The sequence below is a fragment of the Centipeda periodontii DSM 2778 genome (assembly GCF_000213975.1).
Lineage (GTDB): Bacteria > Bacillota > Negativicutes > Selenomonadales > Selenomonadaceae > Centipeda > Centipeda periodontii.
Genome location: NZ_GL892076.1, coordinates 1,240,697 through 1,261,796, shown reverse-complemented (window position 1 = coordinate 1,261,796; position 21,100 = coordinate 1,240,697). Strand labels below are relative to the sequence as shown.

Below are 21,100 nucleotides of genomic sequence, written 5' to 3'. Positions count from 1 at the left end.
CGATTTCTTATATCTATAAAATTCGGAATCCATCAAAAAAATCCTGCTTTTTGCAGGATTTTATGCTACACTGAACACATAGAGAATGAAAGGGAGGAAACTCTATGAAAAAAATTGGATTTATCGGACTTGGCATCATGGGCGCCGCGATGGCAGATCACCTCATGGATGCGGGCTATGAGCTCAGCGTCTACAACCGTACGAGGTCGAAGGCGGACGCACTCGTTACGCGTGGCGCGAAATACTGTGAGAGTCCCGGTTTATGTGCACGTGGGCAGGACGCTGTCATCACGATCGTCGGCTATCCGAAGGATGTGGAGGAAATCTACCTCAGCGCGGATGGGATTCTCGCAAATCTCGATGTGGGTGCCTACACCGCCGATATGACGACCTCCTCCCCCGCTCTTGCCGAACGCATTTATGCAGAGGCAAAGAAGCGCGGCATTCATGCACTCGACGCACCTGTCACAGGTGGAGATATGGGCGCACGGAACGCCACGCTGAACATCCTCGTCGGCGGCGATGAGGATGCGTTCAACGCCATGCGGCCCATCTTTGCCGCAATGGGTAAGAACATCGTCTATGAGGGCAGCGCGGGTGCAGGGCAAAAAACCAAAGCGGCAAACCAGATCGCAATCGCAGGGGCACTCGCGGGCGCGTGCGAGGCATTCGCCTATGCACGCGCGGCGGGGCTGGATGTCGAGAAGGTCTACACCTCCATCTCGGGCGGTGCGGCGGCGAGCTTCCAGATGAGCAACATGCTGCGCATGGCGCTCAACGGCAACTTCGATCCCGGCTTTATGATTAAGCACTTCGTCAAGGATATGACGATCGGTGCCGAGACGAGCAAGGAGTATGGCGTCGACCTTCCTGTCCTCGAACAGGTACTGCGTGAGGCGCGCGCAATTGAGGAGCGCGGCGGCGGCACAGATGGAACGCAGAGCTTGTTGAAATATTATGAGTGAAAATTCTACGGTTTTGTGGCGCGATGTCCCAAAGTGAACCCTAGTGGAACAAGTGAGTAAAGTGTGCGACTCGCCCCCGGCGTGCTTCTTTCGTTCAAGCGCAGCGCGTTTAAGAAGTGCGTCGGTATTTCGGCGAACGAGCACGCGATCACTTGTGCAACTAAGCGTTCGCGCGGGATTCGCGCCACATCGTTTTACTCATGCCAAATCCGCACCAACTCCTCCGCTGCAGCATACGGATGCATCGCGCCCGCCACCGCGCTCACGACGAAGAAGCCCTCAACGCCTGTCGCTTTGAGGGCAGGTAAATCCGCCGCCTTGACACCGCCGCCTACGACCACGGGCACGGGGCTGATACGGTGTAGCTGCGTGAGTTCTTCGAGGCTGCGCGTCACAATTTCGCCCGAGGCAGTACGCCCTGCCTCGGGCTTTGTTGGCGTCGCGTGCAACGGTCCTGCACCGAAGTAGTCGATGCACGAGGTATCGCAGTGCGACACGTAGTCAAGGAGTTCCGATGTACGTGCGGAGAGTCCGATAATCGCGTCCGCGCCGAGGTGCTTGCGGCATACATCGGGCGGGATATCCGTCTGTCCGACGTGCACGCCGTCCACCTTGACGCCCTGTTCCCGCGCAGCGAGCACGACATCTAGACGGTCGTTTACAACGAGTGTCACAACAGCCGACTTCTCCTGCGCGGCGATCACATCTGCCGCTGCACGCGTGAGATCGATAATCTCGCGTGCATCCGTATGCTTTGCTCGAATCTGAACAAATGTAAACCCCGCACAAACCGCCTCCGCGATCACACGTGCAATGGGACGCCCATTCGTATTCTCGGGACCAATCACGAGATACGCGGATAAATCGAATTTGTTTCGCATATGATATCCTCCTAAAAAATCCCCGCCAAACGGCGGGGATTTTTCATAGCCGTATCAACGGCTTAGTAATTCTGCACAACCTGCTGGAAGAAGGACTGCGGATGCTCACAGACCGGACACTTCATCGGTGCCTTCGGACTCTCGCAGACATAGCCGCAGTTGAGGCACTGCCAGATGATCTTCTCATCGCGTGCGAACACCGTGCCCTCATCCACCTTCTGCAGCAGCAGCTTGTAGCGGGCGTCGTGCTCCTTCTCGATCTTGCCGACGGCGTCGAAGAGACGCGCAATCTTGTCGAATCCCTCCTCGCGCGCGACGCGTGCGAACTCGGGGTACATGCTCGTCCACTCCTCATTCTCCCCGGAGGCGGCATCGGCGAGGTTCGCCTTCGTGTCGCCGACACCATGCACGAGTTTGAACCAGATCTTTGCGTGTGCCTTCTCGTTGACTGCCGTCTCGTTGAAGATGTTCGAGATCTGGACGTAGCCATCCTTCTTCGCCTGCGACGCATAGTAGAGATACTTCGTATGCGCCTGCGATTCGCCGGCAAATGCCGCCCAGAGATTCTTCTCGGTCTGTGATCCCTTGAGTTCCATGATGCTCTCCTTTTCTAAAAATAATACACAGCAACTATATCAATCGACAGAGCGTTTCTATTCCCCATAGGCGCCTTGCTCAGGGGCGCGGGCAACAAAACACTCAGCCTCGATTGACCAATATATCTGCGACCTCGTCGATGTTCTTCTTGCCGAAGAAAAGGTCTTCCCCTACAATCATGCAGGGAACGCTCATCACGCTATACTTCTCTTTCATCTCAGGGAAGTAGCGAATGTCGTAGATGTCAGCACGCACATTCTCCCGCTCTGCCGCAATGCGCTGCACGGCTGCAACAACATCGGGGCACATCGTGCAGGAGAGGGACATGAGAACTTTGACATCGGAGGGCGCGGAAATCTGCTCAATTTTCGCGCGCGTCTCGTCGCGCAGTTCCTGACCGGGGCCTGCCACATTGTAGAGAGCTAGGATAAACGAGTTGAACTCATGTCCGCCCGGAACAGCGTGGAACGTAATGCCGCTTGACGTGCCGTCAGCACGCAGGACCTCGACGCCCGGTTCGCCGCCTGCCGCCTCGCTCTCCTCGTAGCTGATCTTGTCCGTGAGACCTGCAAATTCATCCATAAAGCCGCGCAGTTCGCGTGAGAGATCGCCGTCATCATAGTGTCCGACAATTTTGACCGGACGCTCGAGCTTTTCGAAGACCGCCGCCAGCTGCGCGCGGATCTCGGCAGAGATAAAGTTCGTTTCATTCCCCTCTGCCGCTTCCTTCTCAATGGAGGACTTGCGCTGCTCAAAGCGCTTTGCATCCACCTCGGCGCGGGCAAAGGCGGGCAGCTTCAGTCGGTCATGCAGTGCCGCCGCATGACGCTCTGCCGCAACCGCAGAGACAGCACCGTCGGAAACCGCCGTCACCACCTGACGCAGCGTCTTGATGCAGACATCGCCTGCCGCAAAGACCCCCTTGACATTCGTTTCCTTCTCCTCGTTCGTGATGACGTAGCCCTGCTCGTTGAGCGCGACGTGCTCACGGAAGAGCCCCGTGTTCGGGATATAGCCGGCAAAGACAAAGACGCCGAACGTCTCCCCGTCCTTCGCCATATAGTGCTCAATCTTGCCCGTCTTCTCGTCGCGAAAATCAGCATAGGAAATCATCGTCTCACCGCCGACACGCTCCACCACCGTATTGAAGCGCACGCTGATATTCGGGTAGTTCGCAAGTGCGTCCACTGCTGTCTGCGGCGCACGGAACTTGTCACTGCGCACGAGGATCGTGACGGATTTGCCATAGCGCGAGAGGAACATACTCTCCTCCACCGCCGCAAGACCGCCGCCGATGACGAAAATGTCCATGCCCGTGAAGAACTCGGCATCACAGGTTGCGCAGTAGGCAACACCACGCCCTTGGAACTTCTTCTCACCGTAGAACCCCACCTTGCGCGGATTTGCCCCCGTCGCGAGGATAACACTGAGCGCCTCCACCGTGCCCGCCGTCGTCTCAAGTTCCTTAATATCCTGATCGAGCTTGAGACCGATGACCTCTGCCGTGACGAACTCCGCACCAAATCCACGCGCCTGCTCCTCCATCTGTGCCGCAAGCTCGGAGCCGCTGACCTTCCCCGTGCCGGGGTAGTTCACAACATCGGCAGTAATCGTGATCTGTCCACCGATCTTCTCCTTCTCGATGACCAGCACCTTGCATTTCGCACGCGCCAGATAGATGGCGGCGGAAAGCCCTGCAGGACCGCCGCCGACGATGACGGCATCATACATTTTGTCCACCAAAGCACCTCTTCTTCTCCTGATATGGATTCTCTGAATCAATCCGTGCTCCATAGGAAAAAGCACTCCGCAAGCTGCCTCGCGAAGTGCCGGTTCAATTTCTTAGAGTTTGCCGACGAGATCGAAGCTCGGCTTCAGCGTCTTTTCACCCGGCTTCCAACGTGCGGGGCAAACCTCATCGCCGTGCTTCGCGACGAACTGGAGCGCCTGCACCTTGCGGAGAAGCTCCTGTGCATTGCGACCGACGTTGCCTGCACTCACCTCATAGGAAACAATCTTGCCCTCGGGATTCACGACGAATGTACCGCGCTCGGAGCGTCCGTCCTCCTCGATGTAAACATCGAAGTCGCGTGCGAGCTTTGCCGTCGGGTCTGCGAGCATCGGATAGGTGAGCTTGCCGACAAGCTCAGAGCTCTCGTGCCACGCCTTATGTACGAAGTGGGAGTCGCAGGAAACGCCGAAGATCTCGCAGCCGAGCTTCTGGAACTCCGCATACTGATCCTGGAGATCCGCCAGCTCCGTCGGGCAGACAAACGTGAAGTCCGCCGGATAGAAGAAGAACACGCTCCACTTGCCCTTGAGATCCGCCTTTGTGTACTGAACGAACTCGCCCTGACCGCCTTCCTTCTTCTGGAATGCGTCTACCTTAAAATCGCTGATTTCCTTGTTGATGAGTGACATTGAATATCCTCCTTTTGATAAAACCAATCGCTTTCGTTTCAAGCGATTGCGTATGTCCTTATGATGGGTTAATCATAGCACAGGGGATTTTACTTGTCAACAGAAATTTATACTTTTTAATAACTATTTTTGTTTAATAGTTTGATATGTCAAAAAATCCCGTATGCGTATCCAACGAAACACAAAAGAGGAACCACCATCACAGCAGTTCCTCTCATCTCAAAGCCTCATCTTGAAATCATCGTAACCGAATGCGCGTACAATCTCCCAATCTCCACTCGGAGGAACAGCGATAATGTTCGGTAGCGGCATGCCGTTGAACGTGTTGTTCTTGACCATCGTATAGATCGCCATATCACCAAAGATGACACGAGACCCAACAATAAGCGGCGCGTCAAACGAGTAAGTGCCGATCGTATCGCCCGCGAGGCAGGTCGGTCCCGTGAGCGTATACGTATGCGCCTTCTCCCCCGCTTCGCCCGCACCGATGACGGGCGGACGGTAGGGCATCTCGATCACATCGGGCATGTGGCAGGTAGCCGACGTATTGAGGATTACATTCCCGCCCGCCTGTACTTCGAGCACCTCGGCAACGAGGAAGCCTGCATTCAGCGCAACCGCCTCGCCCGGTTCGAGATAGACCGCCACGTCATATTTCTCCTGCACATGGCGAATCAATTTTTTGAGCAGTGCGATGTCATAGCCCTCGCGTGTGATGTGGTGCCCTCCGCCGAAGTTCAGCCACTTCATGCCGTGGAGGTATTTGCCAAATTTCTCCTCCACGGCTTCGAGCGTCAGAGCAAGCGCGTCTGCGCCCTGCTCGCAGAGTGTATGAAAGTGCAGGCCATCCAGCCCATCAAGCAAATCCTCGCGAAAATCCGCAATCTTCACACCGAGACGCGACCCCGGCGCGCAGGGATCGTAGATCGCATGCTCCTGCGTCGAGCGCTCGGGGTTGATGCGGATGCCGCAGGACACACCTGCCGCCCGTGCCTGCGCGCCGAAACGCTCCCACTGGGCGAACGAGTTGAAGATGATGTGATCGCAGATCGCGGCGAGGCGATGCAGCTCGTCTTCCTCATAGGCTGGCTTGAAGACGTGATTCTCCTTGCCCATTTCCTCCTGCGAGAGGCGTGCCTCATAGATGCCGCTCGCCGTCGTTCCCGCGAGATAGCGCCCGATCAGCGGATAGTAGTGATACATGGAAAAGCATTTCTGCGCAAGCAGCACCTTTGCGCCCGTGTCCTCCGCAACTTCGGCAAGAATACGCAGATTTTTCTCAAGCAGCTCCTCATAGACGAGATAGGAGGGCGTCGGTACCGCGTTCCACTCCGCGCGCCACTGCACAAACGTCCCCATCAGTCCACCAGCACCGGGTTATGACTCTCCTGCCACGGCAGCCCCCAGACGTTCAGCGCGTCCATGAACGGATCGGGATCGAACTCCTCGACGTTGAACACACCGGGACGGCGCCACTTGCCCGTCATCACCATCATCGCGCCGATCATCGCGGGCACGCCCGTCGTGTAGGCGACCGCCTGCGAGCCGACCTCGGCGTAGCATTTCTCATGGTCGCAGACATTGTAGAGGTAGTAATTCTTCTCCTTGCCGTCCTTCTTCCCGCGGAAGATGCAGCCGATGTTCGTCTTGCCCTTCGTCCGCGGACCGAGGCTCGCGGGATCGGGCAGCACTGCCTTGAGGAACTGCAGGGGGATGATCTTGTGCCCCTCGAAGTCGATCGGCTCGATCGAGGTCATGCCGACGTTCTCAAGACAGCGCAGATGCGTCAGATAGCTCTCGCCAAACGTCATAAAGAAGCGGATGCGTTTGATGCCCTTGATATTTTTTGCAAGGGATTCGAGTTCCTCGTGGTGCAGGAGGTACATATCCTTCTGCCCGACCTCGGCAAAGTCATAGACGCGTTTGATCTCCATCGGCTCCGTCTCGACCCACGCACCATTCTCCCAATAGCTGCCCTTCGCCGAAACTTCACGGATGTTGATCTCGGGGTTGAAGTTTGTCGCAAAGGGATAGCCGTGGTCGCCGCCGTTGCAGTCGAGGATGTCGATGTAGTTGATCTCGTCAAACTCGTGCTTCATCGCGTACGCGCTGAACACACCCGTTACGCCGGGATCGAAGCCCGAGCCGAGGAGTGCCGTCAGCCCTGCCTCACGGAAGCGATCGGCATACGCCCACTGCCAGCTGTACTCGAACTTCGCCGTGTCCTCCGGCTCATAGTTCGCCGTATCGACATAGTGCACGCCCGCCGCAAGGCACGCATCCATGATGTGCAGATCCTGATACGGGAGGGCGAGGTTGAGCACGACCTCCGGCCGAAACTCACGGATGAGTGCCGTGAGTGCGGGCACATCGTCCGCATCCACCGCAGCGGTCTGAATCTTCGTCTTTCCGCCGTCCAGCTTCGCCTTGAGCGCATCGCATTTTGACTTTGTGCGCGAGGCAATGAGGATCTCCTCGAACACCTCCGGATTCTGACAGCATTTATGCACGGCAACGCTCGCAACGCCGCCCGCACCAATAATCATCGCTTTTCCCATAACAACGCCTCCTTATAGATACTCCTATCATACAACAGGACGGGGGGCACTGCAAGAAATATCACCTCTGAAATAATCCTTCCGCATATATCGTCTTTTCTTTTGTTACATTCTATGACAGAGCGATCGAATTGTGCTATAATAATTCCTGTGTATACAATAATTTAGGAAGCTCTGCAATATAACGAAAGGAACCATCAACCATGGCTGTTCACGTCATCAACGAGTCGCGCCGCTGCCTCCAGTGCAAGAAGCCGCTCTGCCGTATCAAGGGCTGCCCCGTGCAGACCAATGTGCCGGAGATGATCCGCCTCTTCCTCGACGGCAAGATCAACGAGGCGGGCGCAATGCTCTACGACAACAACCCGATGAGCGTTTTCTGTTCGCTCGTCTGCGATCATGACGCACAGTGCGAGGGCAACTGCATTCAAGGGCGGCGCGGTGCACCGATCCAGATTTCGAGCATTGAGCACTACATATCGGACACCTATCTCGACAAACTCGTCCTCTCACGCAAGTCATACAACGGACACAATGTCGCCGTGATTGGCGCGGGACCCGCAGGTATTGTCGTTGCAGTCAAACTCGCACAGGAGGGCTACGGCGTCACGATCTTCGAGCGGATGCAGCGCATTGGCGGAATGCTGCGCTACGGCATTCCGGATTTCCGTCTGCCGCCCTCGACGCTCGACCGCTATGAGGAGAAGCTCTACACCCTCGGCATCCACATCCGCCCAAACACGACGATCGGCGGCGCACTCACGGTGGACGATCTCTTCCGCGACGGCTACGAGACGATCTTCATGGGCACGGGCGCATGGCGTGCGAAGAGCCTCGGCATCCACGGCGAGACACTTGGCAACTGCCACTATGCCGTCAACTACCTCCAGAACCCGGATGTCTACCGTCTCGGTGACCGCGTCGCCGTCATCGGCTCGGGCAACTCCGCAATGGACGTAGCACGTACAGCAATTCGCAAGGGCAGCCGCTACGTCACGATCTACGCACGGCGCAACGGCATCTCAGCGAGCGAGCGCGAGCTTGAGTATGCACTGATGGATGGCTGCGAGATCCAGTATGGCAAGGGCATCCACTCCGTCACGCCCGAGGGGCCAATGCTTTATGACCGCGTTTTTGATGAGGATCAAAATCTGATCAGCGAGGGTGCCCCCTATCTTGTTCCCGCCGACAGCACTGTCATCGCGGCGAGCCAGGCGGCAAAGGACAAGATCGTCCGCTCCACAACGGGCATCACACTGAACAAAAAGGGGCTTGTCATCGTCGATGAGAACGGCATGACGGGACGCGACGGCGTATTCTCGGCGGGTGACGTCGTGCAGGGACCGTGGACTGTCGTCCATGCCGTCAGGGATGCAAAACACGTCGCCGAGGCAATGATTCGCTATATGGAGGAACACAGCGCAAAGTCCTGACATCGTCGGGCTTTGCCGACACAAGATAAGGAGACAGTTATGACCATGAGTGATCGCGAGATCACCGATCTCGTACGACAGATGGCGGCACCGCCGAAGCCCCCCACCTACGGGGAGGCAGAGGTGGAAGAGCTCGTGCGCATGCACGCGGGCGGTCGACACAGGATGCGCAGTGAGGCAGAGATCCTCGCGCGCTACAACCTCGGGCGCCAGCAGTACAAGCAGCTGAAATTCAGCCGTGAGAACAACCGTGAACAGCAGCAGATGCTCTACGCAGAACTCAAGGCGCTCGGCTGGGTGCTCGGCCGCAAGGAACGCGATGTCGTCATGGAGATCAATAAATGAAGCTGACTCTGAACAAAGACGAATTTATTGCGGCTGCAAAAAGTGCGAACCTGATCACAATCTCTACGGAGTTGACGATGGATCTTGACACGCCCGTCTCCATCTACTACAAACTTGTCGGAGACAAAAAAGGCTACATCATGGAGTCCGTCGACACGACTCAGCAACAGTTCGGACGCTACTCCTTCATCGGCGGCGAGCCGTTCGTGCGCGTGCAGGTATTCGCGGATAAGCTGCTCGTGAGCGAAAACGGCCTGATGAAGAGCATTGCGGGTGCCCCACATGAGACGATGAAGGCGTACGCCGCACGATTCACTCCTTCCGCTGCGGATGGAGAGGTGCTCCCCCTTGTCCACGGCGGACTTGCGGGCTACTTCACCTATGAGACAGCGGCGACCTTTGATCGCGTACGCGGCGTAGAACTCGATGATGAGCAGCTGCTTGGGCAGTTCATGATGTGCCGCTATCTCGTCGTCTACGATGCCCTCAAAAACAGCGCTCAGCTCCACTACCTTGCCGATATCCGCACAGGTGAGGATACAGGCGAACTCTATGATGCCATTGTGGAGCGTCTTGCCATGATACGTGCACGCCTTGCCGCACCGTTCACACCACCGGCAGCAGAGCCCGCAAAACGCAAAACACCAGTCGACTTTATGGCGCGTTACAAAACGGCACCGAAAGATTTCCTGAACGTGATCGACACGATCAAGGAGCATATCTATGCGGGCGACATTTTTCAGGCGGTGCCGTCCTTCCGCTTTTGTGAGAAGATCACGCGCCCTGCATTTCTCTTCTATCGCCGTCTGCGGCAAGTCAATCCCTCGCCCTATATGTTCTACTACAACTTTGGCGAGGTAAAGCTCGTCGGGGCCTCCCCCGAAATGCTCATTAAGGTCTCCGGCAAGACCGTCTACACCTACCCCATCGCGGGCACGCGCAAACGCGGCAAAAACGATGAGGAAGATGCACGCCTCGCCGCTGACCTGCGCTCCGACGAAAAGGAGTGTGCCGAGCATGCCATGCTTGTCGACCTCGCGCGCAACGATCTCGGTCGGATCAGTGTTCCCGGCACGGTTCGCGTGCCGAAACTCATGGAGGTCGAACGCTTCTCCCATGTCTCACATATGGTGAGCAGCGTAGTCGGTGAGATTGCCCCCACCTACACGCCGATGGATGTTCTGCGCGCCACCTTCCCTGCCGGAACGGTCAGCGGCGCCCCGAAGCTGCGTGCGATGGAGATCATTCACGAGCAGGAGAAAGAAAACCGCGGCTTTTACGCCGGAACCGTCGGCTATATGGACTTTCGCGGCAATATGGACATGTGCATCACCCTGCGTACCATGTGCATCGAAAATGACGACACGGCAGTCATCCAGTCGGGCGCGGGCATTGTCAAGGACTCCGTGCCTGAGAAAGAGTACCTCGAAATCCTGCAAAAGGCAAAGGCGCTCTTCGAGGTCGTAGAAGAGGTGGAGAACAATGCTGCTTTTGCTTGACAACTACGATTCCTTTACCTACAACGTCTATCAACTTCTCACAAATATTGGCGCAGAGGTCGAAGTCGTTCGCAACGATGCAATGACCGTTGATGAAATTCGTGCGAAAGGGTATAAGGGGATCGTGATCTCCCCCGGACCGGGACTCCCAAAGGACGCGGGCATTACAGAGGATGTCATCCGCGAACTTGGTACAGAAACACCGATTCTCGGCATCTGCCTCGGTCATCAGGCGATCGGCGAGGTATTCGGCGGCAAGATTGTCCGCGCACATGAGATCGTTCACGGCAAAGCCGCCCCGATCCGTCACCATGGAACAGGAATCTATCGAAACATTCATGCGGGTACGCAGGTTGCGCGCTATCACTCCCTCATCATCGAGCGCGAGAGCCTGCCCGATGTGCTCGAAATCACGAGTGACCTCGGCGACGGCACGATCATGGGCGTACGACACAAGGAACTGCCAATCGAGGGCATCCAGTTTCACCCCGAGTCCATACTGACCCGCGAGGGGCGCACCATGATGGAGAACTATCTGACAGACATCGAGGCAATATGAGCGAAAAACGATATGACGACATCTTGTTGATCAGCGATCTGGATGGGACACTGATTCCGCGCTATGAGATGATCTCCGAGGAAAACGTGCGCGCCATCAATGCATTTACCGCCGCAGGCGGTGCCTTTGCTGCCGCAACGGGACGCACACCGGGCTCCGCCCTCCCCTACCTCGACGGCATCACGGTCAATGCACCGAGCATCTTCTTCAACGGTGCAATGCTCAAGGATCTGTCGAAGAATCATGTGCTCGAGACACGCACGCTTGTCGGTGACCTCTGGCGCACCTTTGCTGCGCGTGTGCTCTACCAGTTCCCGCGCGCCTGCGTCGAAGTCTATACGGAAGAGCACTGCCATATCCTCAGCCCCGAGGCGAATGACGACCCGCGCCTCACGGATGAGTTCTACAATGTCAATCACACGAATCTGCAAACAGTCGAGCGTGAGACATGGCTGAAGTTTTTTATCTGTGATGCACCCATCAATCTTTCCTTTGTGGAGCGTCTGGCGCAGGAACTTGGCATCGATCAATGCTCCACCTCGTTCTACTCCGAGGAAAACTACCTCGAGTTCGTCCCGCCCGGCACAAGCAAGGGAGCGATGGCAGATGTATTGAAAGCGATGCCTGCCTACGCGGGACGGCGCATCATCGCCTGCGGTGACTATGAGAACGACGTCGAACTTCTGCGCATGGCAGATATCGGCATTGCCCCCGAGGACGCCTCAGAGGACGCAAAGGCGGCAGCAGATCGGATTGCTCCACCCTGCCGGGAACCGCTGATTCCGTGGATATTGAGAGAGATATTATAGACATACAAAAAGAGCGCTGCGATTGCAGCGCTCTTTTCTATGCAGTAAGCTGTCTTGAATCTCATTAATTAGAATGCGAACTCAACGCGGCCGAAGAGCTTGCTTGCGTCCTTGTCCACAGTGATATCCTTGCCCTTGAAGTACTCCGCCTTCGTCGTCACATTCTTGAAGGGCGTGTAGGTTGCACCAACAGCCCACCCCTTCTGGTCAGAGCCAAGGACGTTGTAGGTCGGTGCGAATGCGACGTTCTTGCCAAGGTGACGATAGGCAACGTATGCGCCCCACGAGCCCATATCAGACTTCTTTGCACCCTTGTAGTCGAGCTCAACGCTGCCTGCCTTGCGGTAGTAGTCAGCCTCCGCGTTCTGCGCATAGGACCCCTTGAGCGCAATGTTCTTGTCGAACTTGTAGCTGCCGCCGATCATCCAGACATTTGCATTATCCTTTTTAGCAGCCTTGGTATACCCATCCAAGCTCTTGAAATGCTCACTGTTGAAGTGATGATAGCCAACACCACCCGTCAGCTTGCCAAGCGTCGTGGAGAGCTCGATGCCCTGATAGTTCGCAGCAACATCACTGTCCGAGAACTTGGACATACGGCCTGCAGCGATCTTCGCCTTAACGACATTGCCGAACTTGACCATGCCGCCGGACAGGTAGTTATCGAAGACCATCGCATCATCCACGTCGGTGGTGTATGCAATACGACCAAGCGTAACGTTGAGCTTGCCATAGTTGCCCTCGGCATTCGCATAGTCCAGCTTCAGCTCACCCGAGCTGCCGGAGTCCGTCTTCATGTTGCTGTCTGCCGTGAAACGAGCCTTAACCTGCCAATGATCGTTGACCTCAGCCGTCGGGAAGAGGCGGAGACGGAGACGCTCCGTATTGGAGTTCTTCTGGTTCTCATGACGATCGCTGATGTAGTCATAGCGGAGATAGCCTGTCCACTTCACCATATCCGCATTCTTCTCGAGGTTCGAGACACGGACGCCAAGGTTGTTCAGCTCATCCGCAAACTCAGCAGCGAGGCGGTCGACGAGTGCGCGGTCCGATGCAGACATATCGCCCTTTGCCATCGCCTTGCCGACCATCTGTGCCATCTCGTAACGCGTGATGTTGCGGTCGCCACGATACGTGCCGTCGCCATAGCCCTCGACAACACCATCCGCAGCGAGCTGCGTTACAGCGTCGTACGCCCAATGATCACGAGGCACATCCGAGAACGGATTTGCCGCCGCGAACGTCGTGGACGCAGCACCGATCGTCAGCGCTGCTGCAAGAGCAGCTACCATTGTCTTCTTCATACTGTTTCCTCCTTTGCGGGAATCTCCCGCAATCAATGAAATACTGATCTGCATATAGGAGGACGGAGTATCCATGTTCCCTCACGAGCATCCTGCACGCAGATTCAACGTTTGTCATTATAGCATAATATCCTTCGTTTGAAAAGTAGAGTTATGTCGTATTCCAGGGTCGTTTCACGGAGTTAAAGTAGAATGAGAAAGTAGGTTGATGAGATGTTCTGGATGAAACATGCAGTTTATCATGTTTCCCTTGTTTCTAATTTTATAAAACGACCCTAATTTTTTCGTTTTTGCTATTGACAAATGTCACTACATAACAGGGGCGCTTGTAACGATTCATCTAATCAAAAGACAGGGGCAGTTGTACGAAGTTTTCTAGCTTCGTACAACTGCCCTTTTTTCAGTCTTTCCAATAGAACTCACACTCGTATCCGTCCGCCTTGAGCGACAATCCTGTCGCCCACGGTGGATCTTCTTCCATTATGGAAGATATATCTTCAAGCGTCCATAAAGGAGCCCCGACTTCATGCGTGCCCACATAAGCCCCGCTTACCAGACAAACAATCCGCAGATGGCGGCAGACAGCAGGGAGACCAGCAGTCCGGACAGTATCATGTAGGACACGTTGCGCGCGACGATCGTGTTGCGCTCGCTGTCAACGAGCCCCTTAAAGCAGCCGAGGATGATGCCGATCGTCCCGAGGTTGGCGAATGACGTAATGAACACGGTCATCACAGCCTGCATATGCGCGGGCCACGTCCGGACGACATCCTGGATCTGCAGCATGACGACAAACTCGTTCGTGATGAACTTCGTCCCCATGTACTGGGCAATCTGGAATGCCTCTGTCGGCGCAAGCCCAAGCAGCCACGCGAATGGAAACAGCACGACACCGAAGATGAGCTCGAGCGAGAGCGATGGGTGCAGAATGCCGAGGAGGAGGTCGACGCACTTGAGCAGTGCAACGATGGCGATGACGTTCGCGCAGATGATGAGCACGAGACGCCCTGCGCCGATGATCGACTCCGCAAGGTAGGAGAAGAACGGCTCGCGTCCGCCTCCCTCGTGGATTGTTGCAATCGTGTCCTCCTCCGGTGCAACCTTCACGGGATGGAGGAGCGAGGAGACGAGCAGCGCGTTGATGACATTCAGCGGGATTGCCGTGACGACATACTCCGCCGGCATCATCTTGACATAGACGGCGATGAGTGCCGCCGTCACGCAGCTCATCGACATGAGGCCGATGGTCAGCACGCGTTCCTTGCTCATCTTCATGAGCTGGAGTTTCGACACGGCGAGTGCCTCCGTGTTGCCGAGAAACATCATCTCGATGGCGAAGAACGACTCGAACTTCGGCGCGCGCGTGAGAAATGTGAGCAGTTTGCCAATCCAACGAATGACGAACGGCAAAATGCCGAAATACGTAAGGATGTCAAAAAGCGGCACAACGAAGAGGATCGGCAGCAGTGCCGCAGCGAAGAAGTTCATCTGCGGCACGTTGACCCAGTCGGGGAACACGAACGCGATGCCGACGTACGAGATGTTGATCAGCTCCGTGAATCCGGCCGCAGCGGCTGTAATCATCTCGCGCCCGATCTCGAACGAGGTCAGGAACCACGCGAGCATGAGGTTCAGCGTGAGCAGAGAGGCGACCGAACGCCACTGGATCTCCTTGCGGTTCCGCGAGGCGAGCACGCCGATTCCGAGGAACACGACAAGGCCGAGCAAGTTGACGAAGAAAAACATACGAACCCCCCATCGGAATTTATGCTTAGTACCGAACGACCTTGTCTTTCTCCACACGGGCATAGACGAGCGGACGGACGGGCGGCTCCTCTGTGCCGATGGTAATTGCCTCATGGTAGAGCTGTGCCGCGCTGTCGCCGCGCTGTGTGCTGTCCGTGTAGAGCGTCGCGATGACATCGTCTGCCTTCACTGCGTCGCCATATTTCTTGTGCAGGATGAGACCGGCGGCGAAATCAATCGGACTGTCCTTCGTCTCGCGCCCCGCACCGAGCACGACGCTCGCCTCGCCGATTTTCTCCGCGTCCATGGCCGTGATGTAGCCGTCTGCGTTCGCGCGGATCTCCACCTGCACGGCTGCCTGCGGGAATTTCGATGCGTCGCGCAGGACGGCATCATCACCGCCCTGTCGCCGCACCATCATGCAGAATGTCTCGAACGCCGACCCGTCTGCAATCGACTGCTCCGCCATGCGGCGGCACTCCTCAATCGTGCCCTTGCCGACGAGGTAGAGCATATTCTCCGCGAGCCGGAGCGACACCTCCGTCAGGTCATGCGGTCCCTTGCCGCGCAGCACGTCCATCGACTCCGCGACCTCGATGCTGTTGCCGATGCCGAGCCCGAGCGGCGTGTCCATGTCGGTAATCAGCGCGACGGTGCGCCGCCCTGCGCCCTCGCCGATGGCGACCATCGTCTGCGCAAGCGCGATGGCATCGTCGAGCGTCTTCATGAATGCGCCCGAGCCCGTCTTGACATCGAGCAGAATGCAGTCCGAGCCGGCGGCGAGCTTCTTGCTCATGATGGAGGACGCGATCAGCGGGATCGCGTCGACCGTCGCCGTCACGTCGCGCAGCGCGTAGAGTTTCTTGTCCGCCGGCGCGAGGTTGCCCGACTGCCCGATGACGGACACGCCGCACTCGTTCACGATGGAGAAGAATTTTTCGCGCGAAATCGCCGTCTCATAGCCGGGGATGGCCTCCAGTTTGTCCACGGTGCCGCCCGTGTGCCCAAGACCGCGACCGCTCATCTTCGCGACGCACCCACCGCAGGCGGCGACAATCGGGGCGCAGATGAGCGTCGTCTTGTCGCCGACGCCACCGGTGGAGTGCTTGTCCACCTTTTTGCCGGCAATCGCCGAGAGGTCGACGCGGTCACCCGAGTCCGCCATTGCAATCGTCAGCTCCGTCGTCTCCTGCGCCGTCATGCCGCTGAACCAGATTGCCATGAGCATGGCGGACATCTGATAGTCGGGAATCTCGCCCGCTACATAGCCTTCGACCATCCAGCGCAGCTCCTCGGCAGTGAGTGTGCCGCCATGCTTTTTCTTCGTAATCAGGTCATACATGCGCATGGGTTGATCCTCCTCAGTGCGCAAGAATGCGCGGCAGCAGGCTCTCGCCCTTCGTCGTCAGCCCCGTACCGAACATATCTGCCACCGTCGCGCCGATCATGGCGAAGGTCGGGTACGTCCCAAGGTTGACACCCTGACGGATCTGTGCGCCGTAGACGAGGAACGGCACGTACTCACGCGTGTGATCTGTGCCGGGTGCGCCGGGGTCGCAGCCGTGGTCGGCCGTAATCATCAGCACATCGTCCTCGCGCATATGCTCCATAAATGTTCCGAGCTGCACGTCGAACTCCGTTGTCGCGCGCGCATAGCCTGCGATGTCGCGCCTGTGCCCATACGTCATGTCGAAATCGACGAGGTTGACGAAGCACAGCCCCGTGAAGTCCTCCTGCTGAATGCGAAGTGTCTTTTCCATACCGTCGGCGTTGTTCTCGTTGACACCCGTGCTGCGTGTGACGCCGCGCCCCGCGAAGATGTCGCTGATCTTGCCGACGGCGATGACCTCATGCCCCTGCCGCACGAGCGCGTCCATCATCGTATCGCCCGTCGGGTCGAGGGAGAAGTCGTGACGATGCGCTGTGCGCTCGTAGTTCGGATAGCTGCCGACGTACGGCCGTGCAATGATGCGTCCGACACCGTGTTCGCCCTGCATGATTTTGCGTGCCGCACGGCAGTAGTCATAGAGACGCTCGACGGGGACGTCAGCCTCGTTCGCCGCGATCTGCAGCACACTGTCTGCCGACGTGTAGACGATGAGCCCGCCCGTCTCCTCCTGCTCGCGCCCGTAGTCGTGGATGACCTGCGTGCCGGAGTAGGGCTTGTTGCAGAGGATTTTCTTCCCGTCGCATGCCGCCGAGAGCTGCTCGAGGATCTCCGTCGGGAATCCGTTCGGATACGTCGGCATGGGCTGCTCGGATACGATGCCTGCGATCTCCCAGTGTCCGATCGTTGTGTCCTTGCCGCGCGAGAGCTCCCGCAGCCGTGCAAAAGTACCGATGGGGCTGTCTGCGGGCGTGCCGCAGCCGACGCCGTCGATGTTAAAGAGGCCGAGCTTTGTGAGGTTCGGCGCGTGCAGTTCCGGCGATGTCGTCAGCGATGCGAGCGTGTTGCAGCGCCCGTCGCCGAAGTCCGCTGCGTCCGGAGCACACCCGATGCCGAAGCTGTCGAGGACAATCAGAAATACGCGTTTGATACCAGCCATTGCTATCTCCTCCTATGATTAGGCGATCGACGCCTCCAGTGCAATCTCGATCATCTCGCTGAACGATGTCTGACGTTCCTCTGCCGTGGAAGGCGGCTCGTCGCTGACGAGGTGGTCGCTGACGGTAAAGAGTGCGAGCGCGCGTACGCCGAATTTCGCCGCGATGAGGTAGAGTGCCGCCGCCTCCATCTCCAGACCGAGGACGCCGTAGCTTGCGAGCTTTTGAATGTCGAGTTCGTCATCGTAGAAGCGATCCTGCGACATCACATTTCCGACGCGCACGGCGATGCCTTTGTCGACGGCAACCTGATATGCGGAGCGCAGCAGATCAAAGTTCGCAACCGGTGCAAAGTTGACCGCAGAACCGAAGATGTTGCGCGGCATGGAGGAGTCGGTCGTCGTTGCCTGCGCGATGAGAACATCGCGGATGTGGATGTCCTTGTGGCATGCGCCGCAGCTGCCGATGCGGATCAGCGTCTTGCAGCCGTACTCGCGGATGAGCTCGTTGACGTAGATGGAGATCGACGGCATCCCCATGCCCGTTCCCTGCACGGAGATGGGATGCCCCTTGTACGTGCCGGTGTAGCCGAGGATGTTGCGGATGTTCGTGTACTCTTTCGCACCCTCGAGGAAGTTCTCGGCGATGTACTTGGCGCGGAGCGGGTCACCCGGCAGGAGAATGCGCTCGGCGACTTCGCCCTTTGCAGCTGCAATGTGTGGGGTTGGCATAATGTGTACCTCTCTTTCATAAACTGTGAAGAACATTTATCGAAAACCGACATAGCGGTCTATGCCCTATACTCACTGCACCGCCTCAAAGATGAGCTGCAGGAGGAACAGCACGCCAAGGACGTAGGAGAGCGTGCCAAGCTCGCGCCGGCGGCCCGTAAACACCTTCATCATCGGGTGCGCGGCGAAGCCGAACGCCAATCCCGTCGAGATGCTGTTCGTCAGCGGGATGAGTACAATGATGAGGAACGCAGGGAACCACTCTGAGAAATCCTGAAAGTGGATGTTTTCGAGCTGCTGCATCATCAGGGCACCTGTGATGATGATGACCGGCGCAACAGCCGCCTGCGGAACGTAGGCGAGCAGCGGGATGAATACGAGCGTGAGCAGGAACAGTGCTCCGCCGACGAGCGCCGTCAGTCCGCTCCGCCCACCCTCTACAATGCCCGCCGCACTCTCTGCGGCAGCAACCGTCGGGCTCGTCCCGAGCACCGAGGACAGCACCGCTGTCAGCGACGAGGCGCGGAACGCGTTGCGGAACTTCTCCGTATCGGGCAGCAGTCCTTCGAGCAATCCAATGGACTCAAAGACGAGAATCATCGTCATCGAGAATACTGCAAGCCAGAACGAAATCGTCAGCACGGAGGAGAAATCCTCCGCAAAGAGCAGCGCACCGTACTCGCCGAGCCGCGTCATATCAATCTCAATCGTATTCGCGTGGACGAGGTCGAGCGCATTGGCGATGACCGTCACAATGAGGATGGCGATGAAAAAACCGCCCTTCACCCGCTGCTGGTAGAACAGCAGGCTCAACACGAGACCGAGGAGTGCGAGCTGCGCAGACGGATTTTGCAGATCACCGAGCGCGAGGATCGAGTTCTCGCCGGCACGGATCAGCTCCGCCTTCTCCAGTCCAATCTCCACGAGAAACAACCCGATGCCCGCCGTCACTGCGTATTTCAGCGATTTCGGCACAGCGTCCGCCAGAACCCTGCCCGCGCGCGTCACCGCCAACGCGAAGAAGATGAGCGCCGAGACGAGCGAGATGGCAAGCGCCTCCTGCCAACGGAACCCCATGTTCGTCACGACGGTATATGTGAAGAACGCATTGATCCCCATGCCGGGCGTCAAGATGATCGGCGCATCCGCCCAGAGTGCCATCAGCAGACAGCCGACCGCCGAGGCGAATATCGTCGCGAACACGCTCAGCTCCGCCGGGATCCCGCCATCCGCGAGAATCAGCGGGTTGACGATGATGATGTACGAGATGGCAAAGAATGATGTCAGCCCTGCCATCACTTCCACGCGTTTGCTCTGCACGCTGTCCGAACTCATACCGCATTCCCCTTTCTTTTTTGATTATAACAAACGCGCCAGACGAAAAAAAAGGACATATGACTTTTCAGCGCGCGTTTTTTTCGCTAAAATAGAAAAAAACTGTACTGAGAGGAGAGTCACCATGCGTTTGCCGTCGTTCCCAGAGATACCGCCACATCTGCTGCGCGTTGCGCGGCCGCTCACATTCCAGCCCGACGAGATCATCCGATGCAAGGGGACGCATGCCGACACGGTCTACATTCTCCTCGCGGGGCGCGTGCGCATCATCAATGAGTTCTCAAGCGGCGATCGGTATGTATTTGCCATCGCCGACCCGCCCACATTCCTCGGCGAGTACGAGGCACTTGCAGGTACGCCGTACTATGCCGCAACGTGTGAGGCGGAGACGGTGTGCGATCTGCTTGCTGTCAGCATCGATGCGTTCGCCGCGTGGCTCCAGCGCGACGCGGGAGCAGCGTTTGCCGTCGCCTGTATGATTGCGCGAAAATCTTGGCCTGTTTCGGACGAATACGGTCAGATCAAATACATGACGGTTCAATCGCGCCTCCTCGCCTACCTGCAAAAAAATCTGCCCGCATGCGATGTCGCCGTGCGATTTCCCATGCGTCGACAGGACATCGCCGATGCCATCGGCACGAGCCTAAAGACGGTCAACCGCAGCGTTGATCGCCTCCGTGCAGAGGGGCTTCTCTCCCTCGACCGCGGCAAGATTGCCCTCACCCCTGAGCAATGCGCCAAGGTGCGGGCGATGGATGAGCGCAAAAAAACGTGAGAGAACCACGATAAACCGAGCCATGGGACAAGAAGCAGAAACCGAAGAAAGCAAATCTTTCTCGCCCAAACAAAGAGAGATTCCAAACGTCGAATAAGACGAATGGAATCTCTTTTACATTTCGAATCGCTGCTCAGCTCCACGGGATCGTACTGACGATTGCCTGTACTGCCTCAACGGAGACGGGTTCTTCAAACGAGAGGGAAAAGGTATAGCCGCCGCGCGACCAGAGGGCGAGGCTGACATGCTTCTCCGTGCCCTTGACGCGAATGTACTGGCGTCCGACCTGTACCACCTGATTGACCTCGTAAACGGTATTATCGCCGCTGATGTCCGCGTCGCCCCTCGCCATGCGGAAGAGAATTTCCTTGCCCGCATCATTGCGATAGAAGATCTCTGCGAGGCTCTTGTCGATAACGATGATGTCCTTCTGCGCATAGCCGACGGGCAAAAGCGTCGGTGTGTAGACGGGCAGTCCCGCGACCGCCCACGCATCGCGCACGCTCGTGTACTCAACGAGAGGCGACGGCATCGCCTGCGCATTGCCGCCGATGAGGAGCACGACCGCCGTAAGCCCCGCAACTAGGATATGTTTCAT

At 57.3% G+C, this 21,100-nt stretch carries 20 protein-coding genes; 7 read left to right on the top strand and 13 right to left on the bottom strand.

The features are described 5' to 3' along the window. The first annotated feature begins 104 nt into the window (after positions 1-104). Positions 105-965 carry an NAD(P)-dependent oxidoreductase gene (locus HMPREF9081_RS05615; protein ID WP_006306096.1) on the top strand — a complete coding sequence of 287 codons (861 nt, stop codon included), beginning with the start codon at positions 105-107 and terminating at the stop codon, positions 963-965. Between the two features lie 194 nt (positions 966-1,159). Here the strand turns inward: HMPREF9081_RS05615 and HMPREF9081_RS05610 are convergent, their stop codons facing one another. From HMPREF9081_RS05610 to HMPREF9081_RS05585, 6 genes are all read right to left on the bottom strand, one after another. Next, on the bottom strand, positions 1,160-1,846 hold the full coding sequence (locus HMPREF9081_RS05610; protein WP_006306095.1) for a thiamine phosphate synthase: 687 nt from the start codon (positions 1,844-1,846) through the stop codon (positions 1,160-1,162). Between the two features lie 62 nt (positions 1,847-1,908). After that, a complete protein-coding gene (gene rbr, locus HMPREF9081_RS05605; protein WP_006306094.1) occupies positions 1,909-2,442 on the bottom strand; it encodes a rubrerythrin in 534 nt (177 codons plus the stop codon). Positions 2,443-2,545: 103 nt separating this feature from the next. Further along, on the bottom strand, positions 2,546-4,174 hold the full coding sequence (locus HMPREF9081_RS05600) for an FAD-dependent oxidoreductase (RefSeq protein WP_174262960.1): 1,629 nt from the start codon (positions 4,172-4,174) through the stop codon (positions 2,546-2,548). A gap of 111 nt (positions 4,175-4,285) precedes the next feature. Further along, positions 4,286-4,864, bottom strand: coding sequence for an alkyl hydroperoxide reductase subunit C (gene ahpC / locus HMPREF9081_RS05595; RefSeq protein WP_006306092.1), 579 nt, complete (start codon positions 4,862-4,864; stop codon positions 4,286-4,288). A 219-nt stretch (positions 4,865-5,083) separates the two neighbouring features. Then, positions 5,084-6,223, bottom strand: coding sequence for a carboxynorspermidine decarboxylase (gene nspC / locus HMPREF9081_RS05590; RefSeq protein ID WP_006306091.1), 1,140 nt, complete (start codon positions 6,221-6,223; stop codon positions 5,084-5,086). Further along, positions 6,223-7,422, bottom strand: coding sequence for a saccharopine dehydrogenase family protein (locus HMPREF9081_RS05585; RefSeq protein WP_006306090.1), 1,200 nt, complete (start codon positions 7,420-7,422; stop codon positions 6,223-6,225). The genes nspC and HMPREF9081_RS05585 overlap by 1 nt, the downstream gene beginning before the upstream one ends. A gap of 203 nt (positions 7,423-7,625) precedes the next feature. On the opposite strand from HMPREF9081_RS05585, the gene HMPREF9081_RS05580 reads away from it, so the two are divergent. The 5 genes from HMPREF9081_RS05580 to HMPREF9081_RS05560 are packed head-to-tail and all read left to right on the top strand — an operon-like array spanning position 7,626 to position 12,067. Continuing rightward, on the top strand, positions 7,626-8,855 hold the full coding sequence (locus HMPREF9081_RS05580) for an FAD-dependent oxidoreductase (RefSeq protein WP_006306089.1): 1,230 nt from the start codon (positions 7,626-7,628) through the stop codon (positions 8,853-8,855). A gap of 39 nt (positions 8,856-8,894) precedes the next feature. Further along, positions 8,895-9,200 (top strand): hypothetical protein, encoded by a 306-nt coding sequence (locus tag HMPREF9081_RS05575; protein WP_006306088.1) that lies wholly within the window; start codon positions 8,895-8,897, stop codon positions 9,198-9,200. Beyond that, positions 9,197-10,699 carry an anthranilate synthase component I gene (locus HMPREF9081_RS05570; protein ID WP_006306087.1) on the top strand — a complete coding sequence of 501 codons (1,503 nt, stop codon included), beginning with the start codon at positions 9,197-9,199 and terminating at the stop codon, positions 10,697-10,699. Before HMPREF9081_RS05575 ends, HMPREF9081_RS05570 begins: the two co-directional genes overlap by 4 nt. Beyond that, positions 10,683-11,258, top strand: a complete 576-nt coding sequence (locus HMPREF9081_RS05565) for an anthranilate synthase component II (RefSeq protein ID WP_006306086.1) — start codon at positions 10,683-10,685, stop codon at positions 11,256-11,258. Before HMPREF9081_RS05570 ends, HMPREF9081_RS05565 begins: the two co-directional genes overlap by 17 nt. Then, on the top strand, positions 11,255-12,067 hold the full coding sequence (locus tag HMPREF9081_RS05560; RefSeq protein WP_006306085.1) for an HAD-IIB family hydrolase: 813 nt from the start codon (positions 11,255-11,257) through the stop codon (positions 12,065-12,067). The genes HMPREF9081_RS05565 and HMPREF9081_RS05560 overlap by 4 nt, the downstream gene beginning before the upstream one ends. Before the next feature lie 68 nt (positions 12,068-12,135). Here the strand turns inward: HMPREF9081_RS05560 and HMPREF9081_RS05555 are convergent, their stop codons facing one another. From HMPREF9081_RS05555 to HMPREF9081_RS05530, 6 genes are all read right to left on the bottom strand, one after another. Next, a complete protein-coding gene (locus HMPREF9081_RS05555; RefSeq protein WP_040394595.1) occupies positions 12,136-13,371 on the bottom strand; it encodes an S-layer homology domain-containing protein in 1,236 nt (411 codons plus the stop codon). A 549-nt stretch (positions 13,372-13,920) separates the two neighbouring features. Further along, positions 13,921-15,117, bottom strand: a complete 1,197-nt coding sequence (locus HMPREF9081_RS05550) for a NupC/NupG family nucleoside CNT transporter (protein ID WP_006306083.1) — start codon at positions 15,115-15,117, stop codon at positions 13,921-13,923. A 25-nt stretch (positions 15,118-15,142) separates the two neighbouring features. Next, the gene (locus tag HMPREF9081_RS05545) at positions 15,143-16,465 is read right to left on the bottom strand and encodes a pyrimidine-nucleoside phosphorylase (protein ID WP_006306082.1); all 1,323 of its coding nucleotides are present in this window, start codon (positions 16,463-16,465) and stop codon (positions 15,143-15,145) included. Between the two features lie 13 nt (positions 16,466-16,478). Beyond that, positions 16,479-17,663 (bottom strand): phosphopentomutase, encoded by a 1,185-nt coding sequence (locus tag HMPREF9081_RS05540; RefSeq protein ID WP_006306081.1) that lies wholly within the window; start codon positions 17,661-17,663, stop codon positions 16,479-16,481. A gap of 18 nt (positions 17,664-17,681) precedes the next feature. Beyond that, the gene (deoD, locus tag HMPREF9081_RS05535) at positions 17,682-18,392 is read right to left on the bottom strand and encodes a purine-nucleoside phosphorylase (RefSeq protein WP_040394592.1); all 711 of its coding nucleotides are present in this window, start codon (positions 18,390-18,392) and stop codon (positions 17,682-17,684) included. 72 nt (positions 18,393-18,464) lie between these two features. Further along, on the bottom strand, positions 18,465-19,727 hold the full coding sequence (locus tag HMPREF9081_RS05530; protein ID WP_006306079.1) for an NCS2 family permease: 1,263 nt from the start codon (positions 19,725-19,727) through the stop codon (positions 18,465-18,467). Between the two features lie 124 nt (positions 19,728-19,851). Between HMPREF9081_RS05530 and HMPREF9081_RS05525 the strand changes: the two genes are divergently transcribed. Continuing rightward, positions 19,852-20,502, top strand: a complete 651-nt coding sequence (locus HMPREF9081_RS05525; protein ID WP_006306078.1) for a Crp/Fnr family transcriptional regulator — start codon at positions 19,852-19,854, stop codon at positions 20,500-20,502. Positions 20,503-20,635: 133 nt separating this feature from the next. Here the strand turns inward: HMPREF9081_RS05525 and HMPREF9081_RS05520 are convergent, their stop codons facing one another. Then, complete coding sequence (locus HMPREF9081_RS05520) at positions 20,636-21,100, bottom strand: DUF4367 domain-containing protein (RefSeq protein WP_006306077.1); 465 nt, start codon at positions 21,098-21,100, stop codon at positions 20,636-20,638.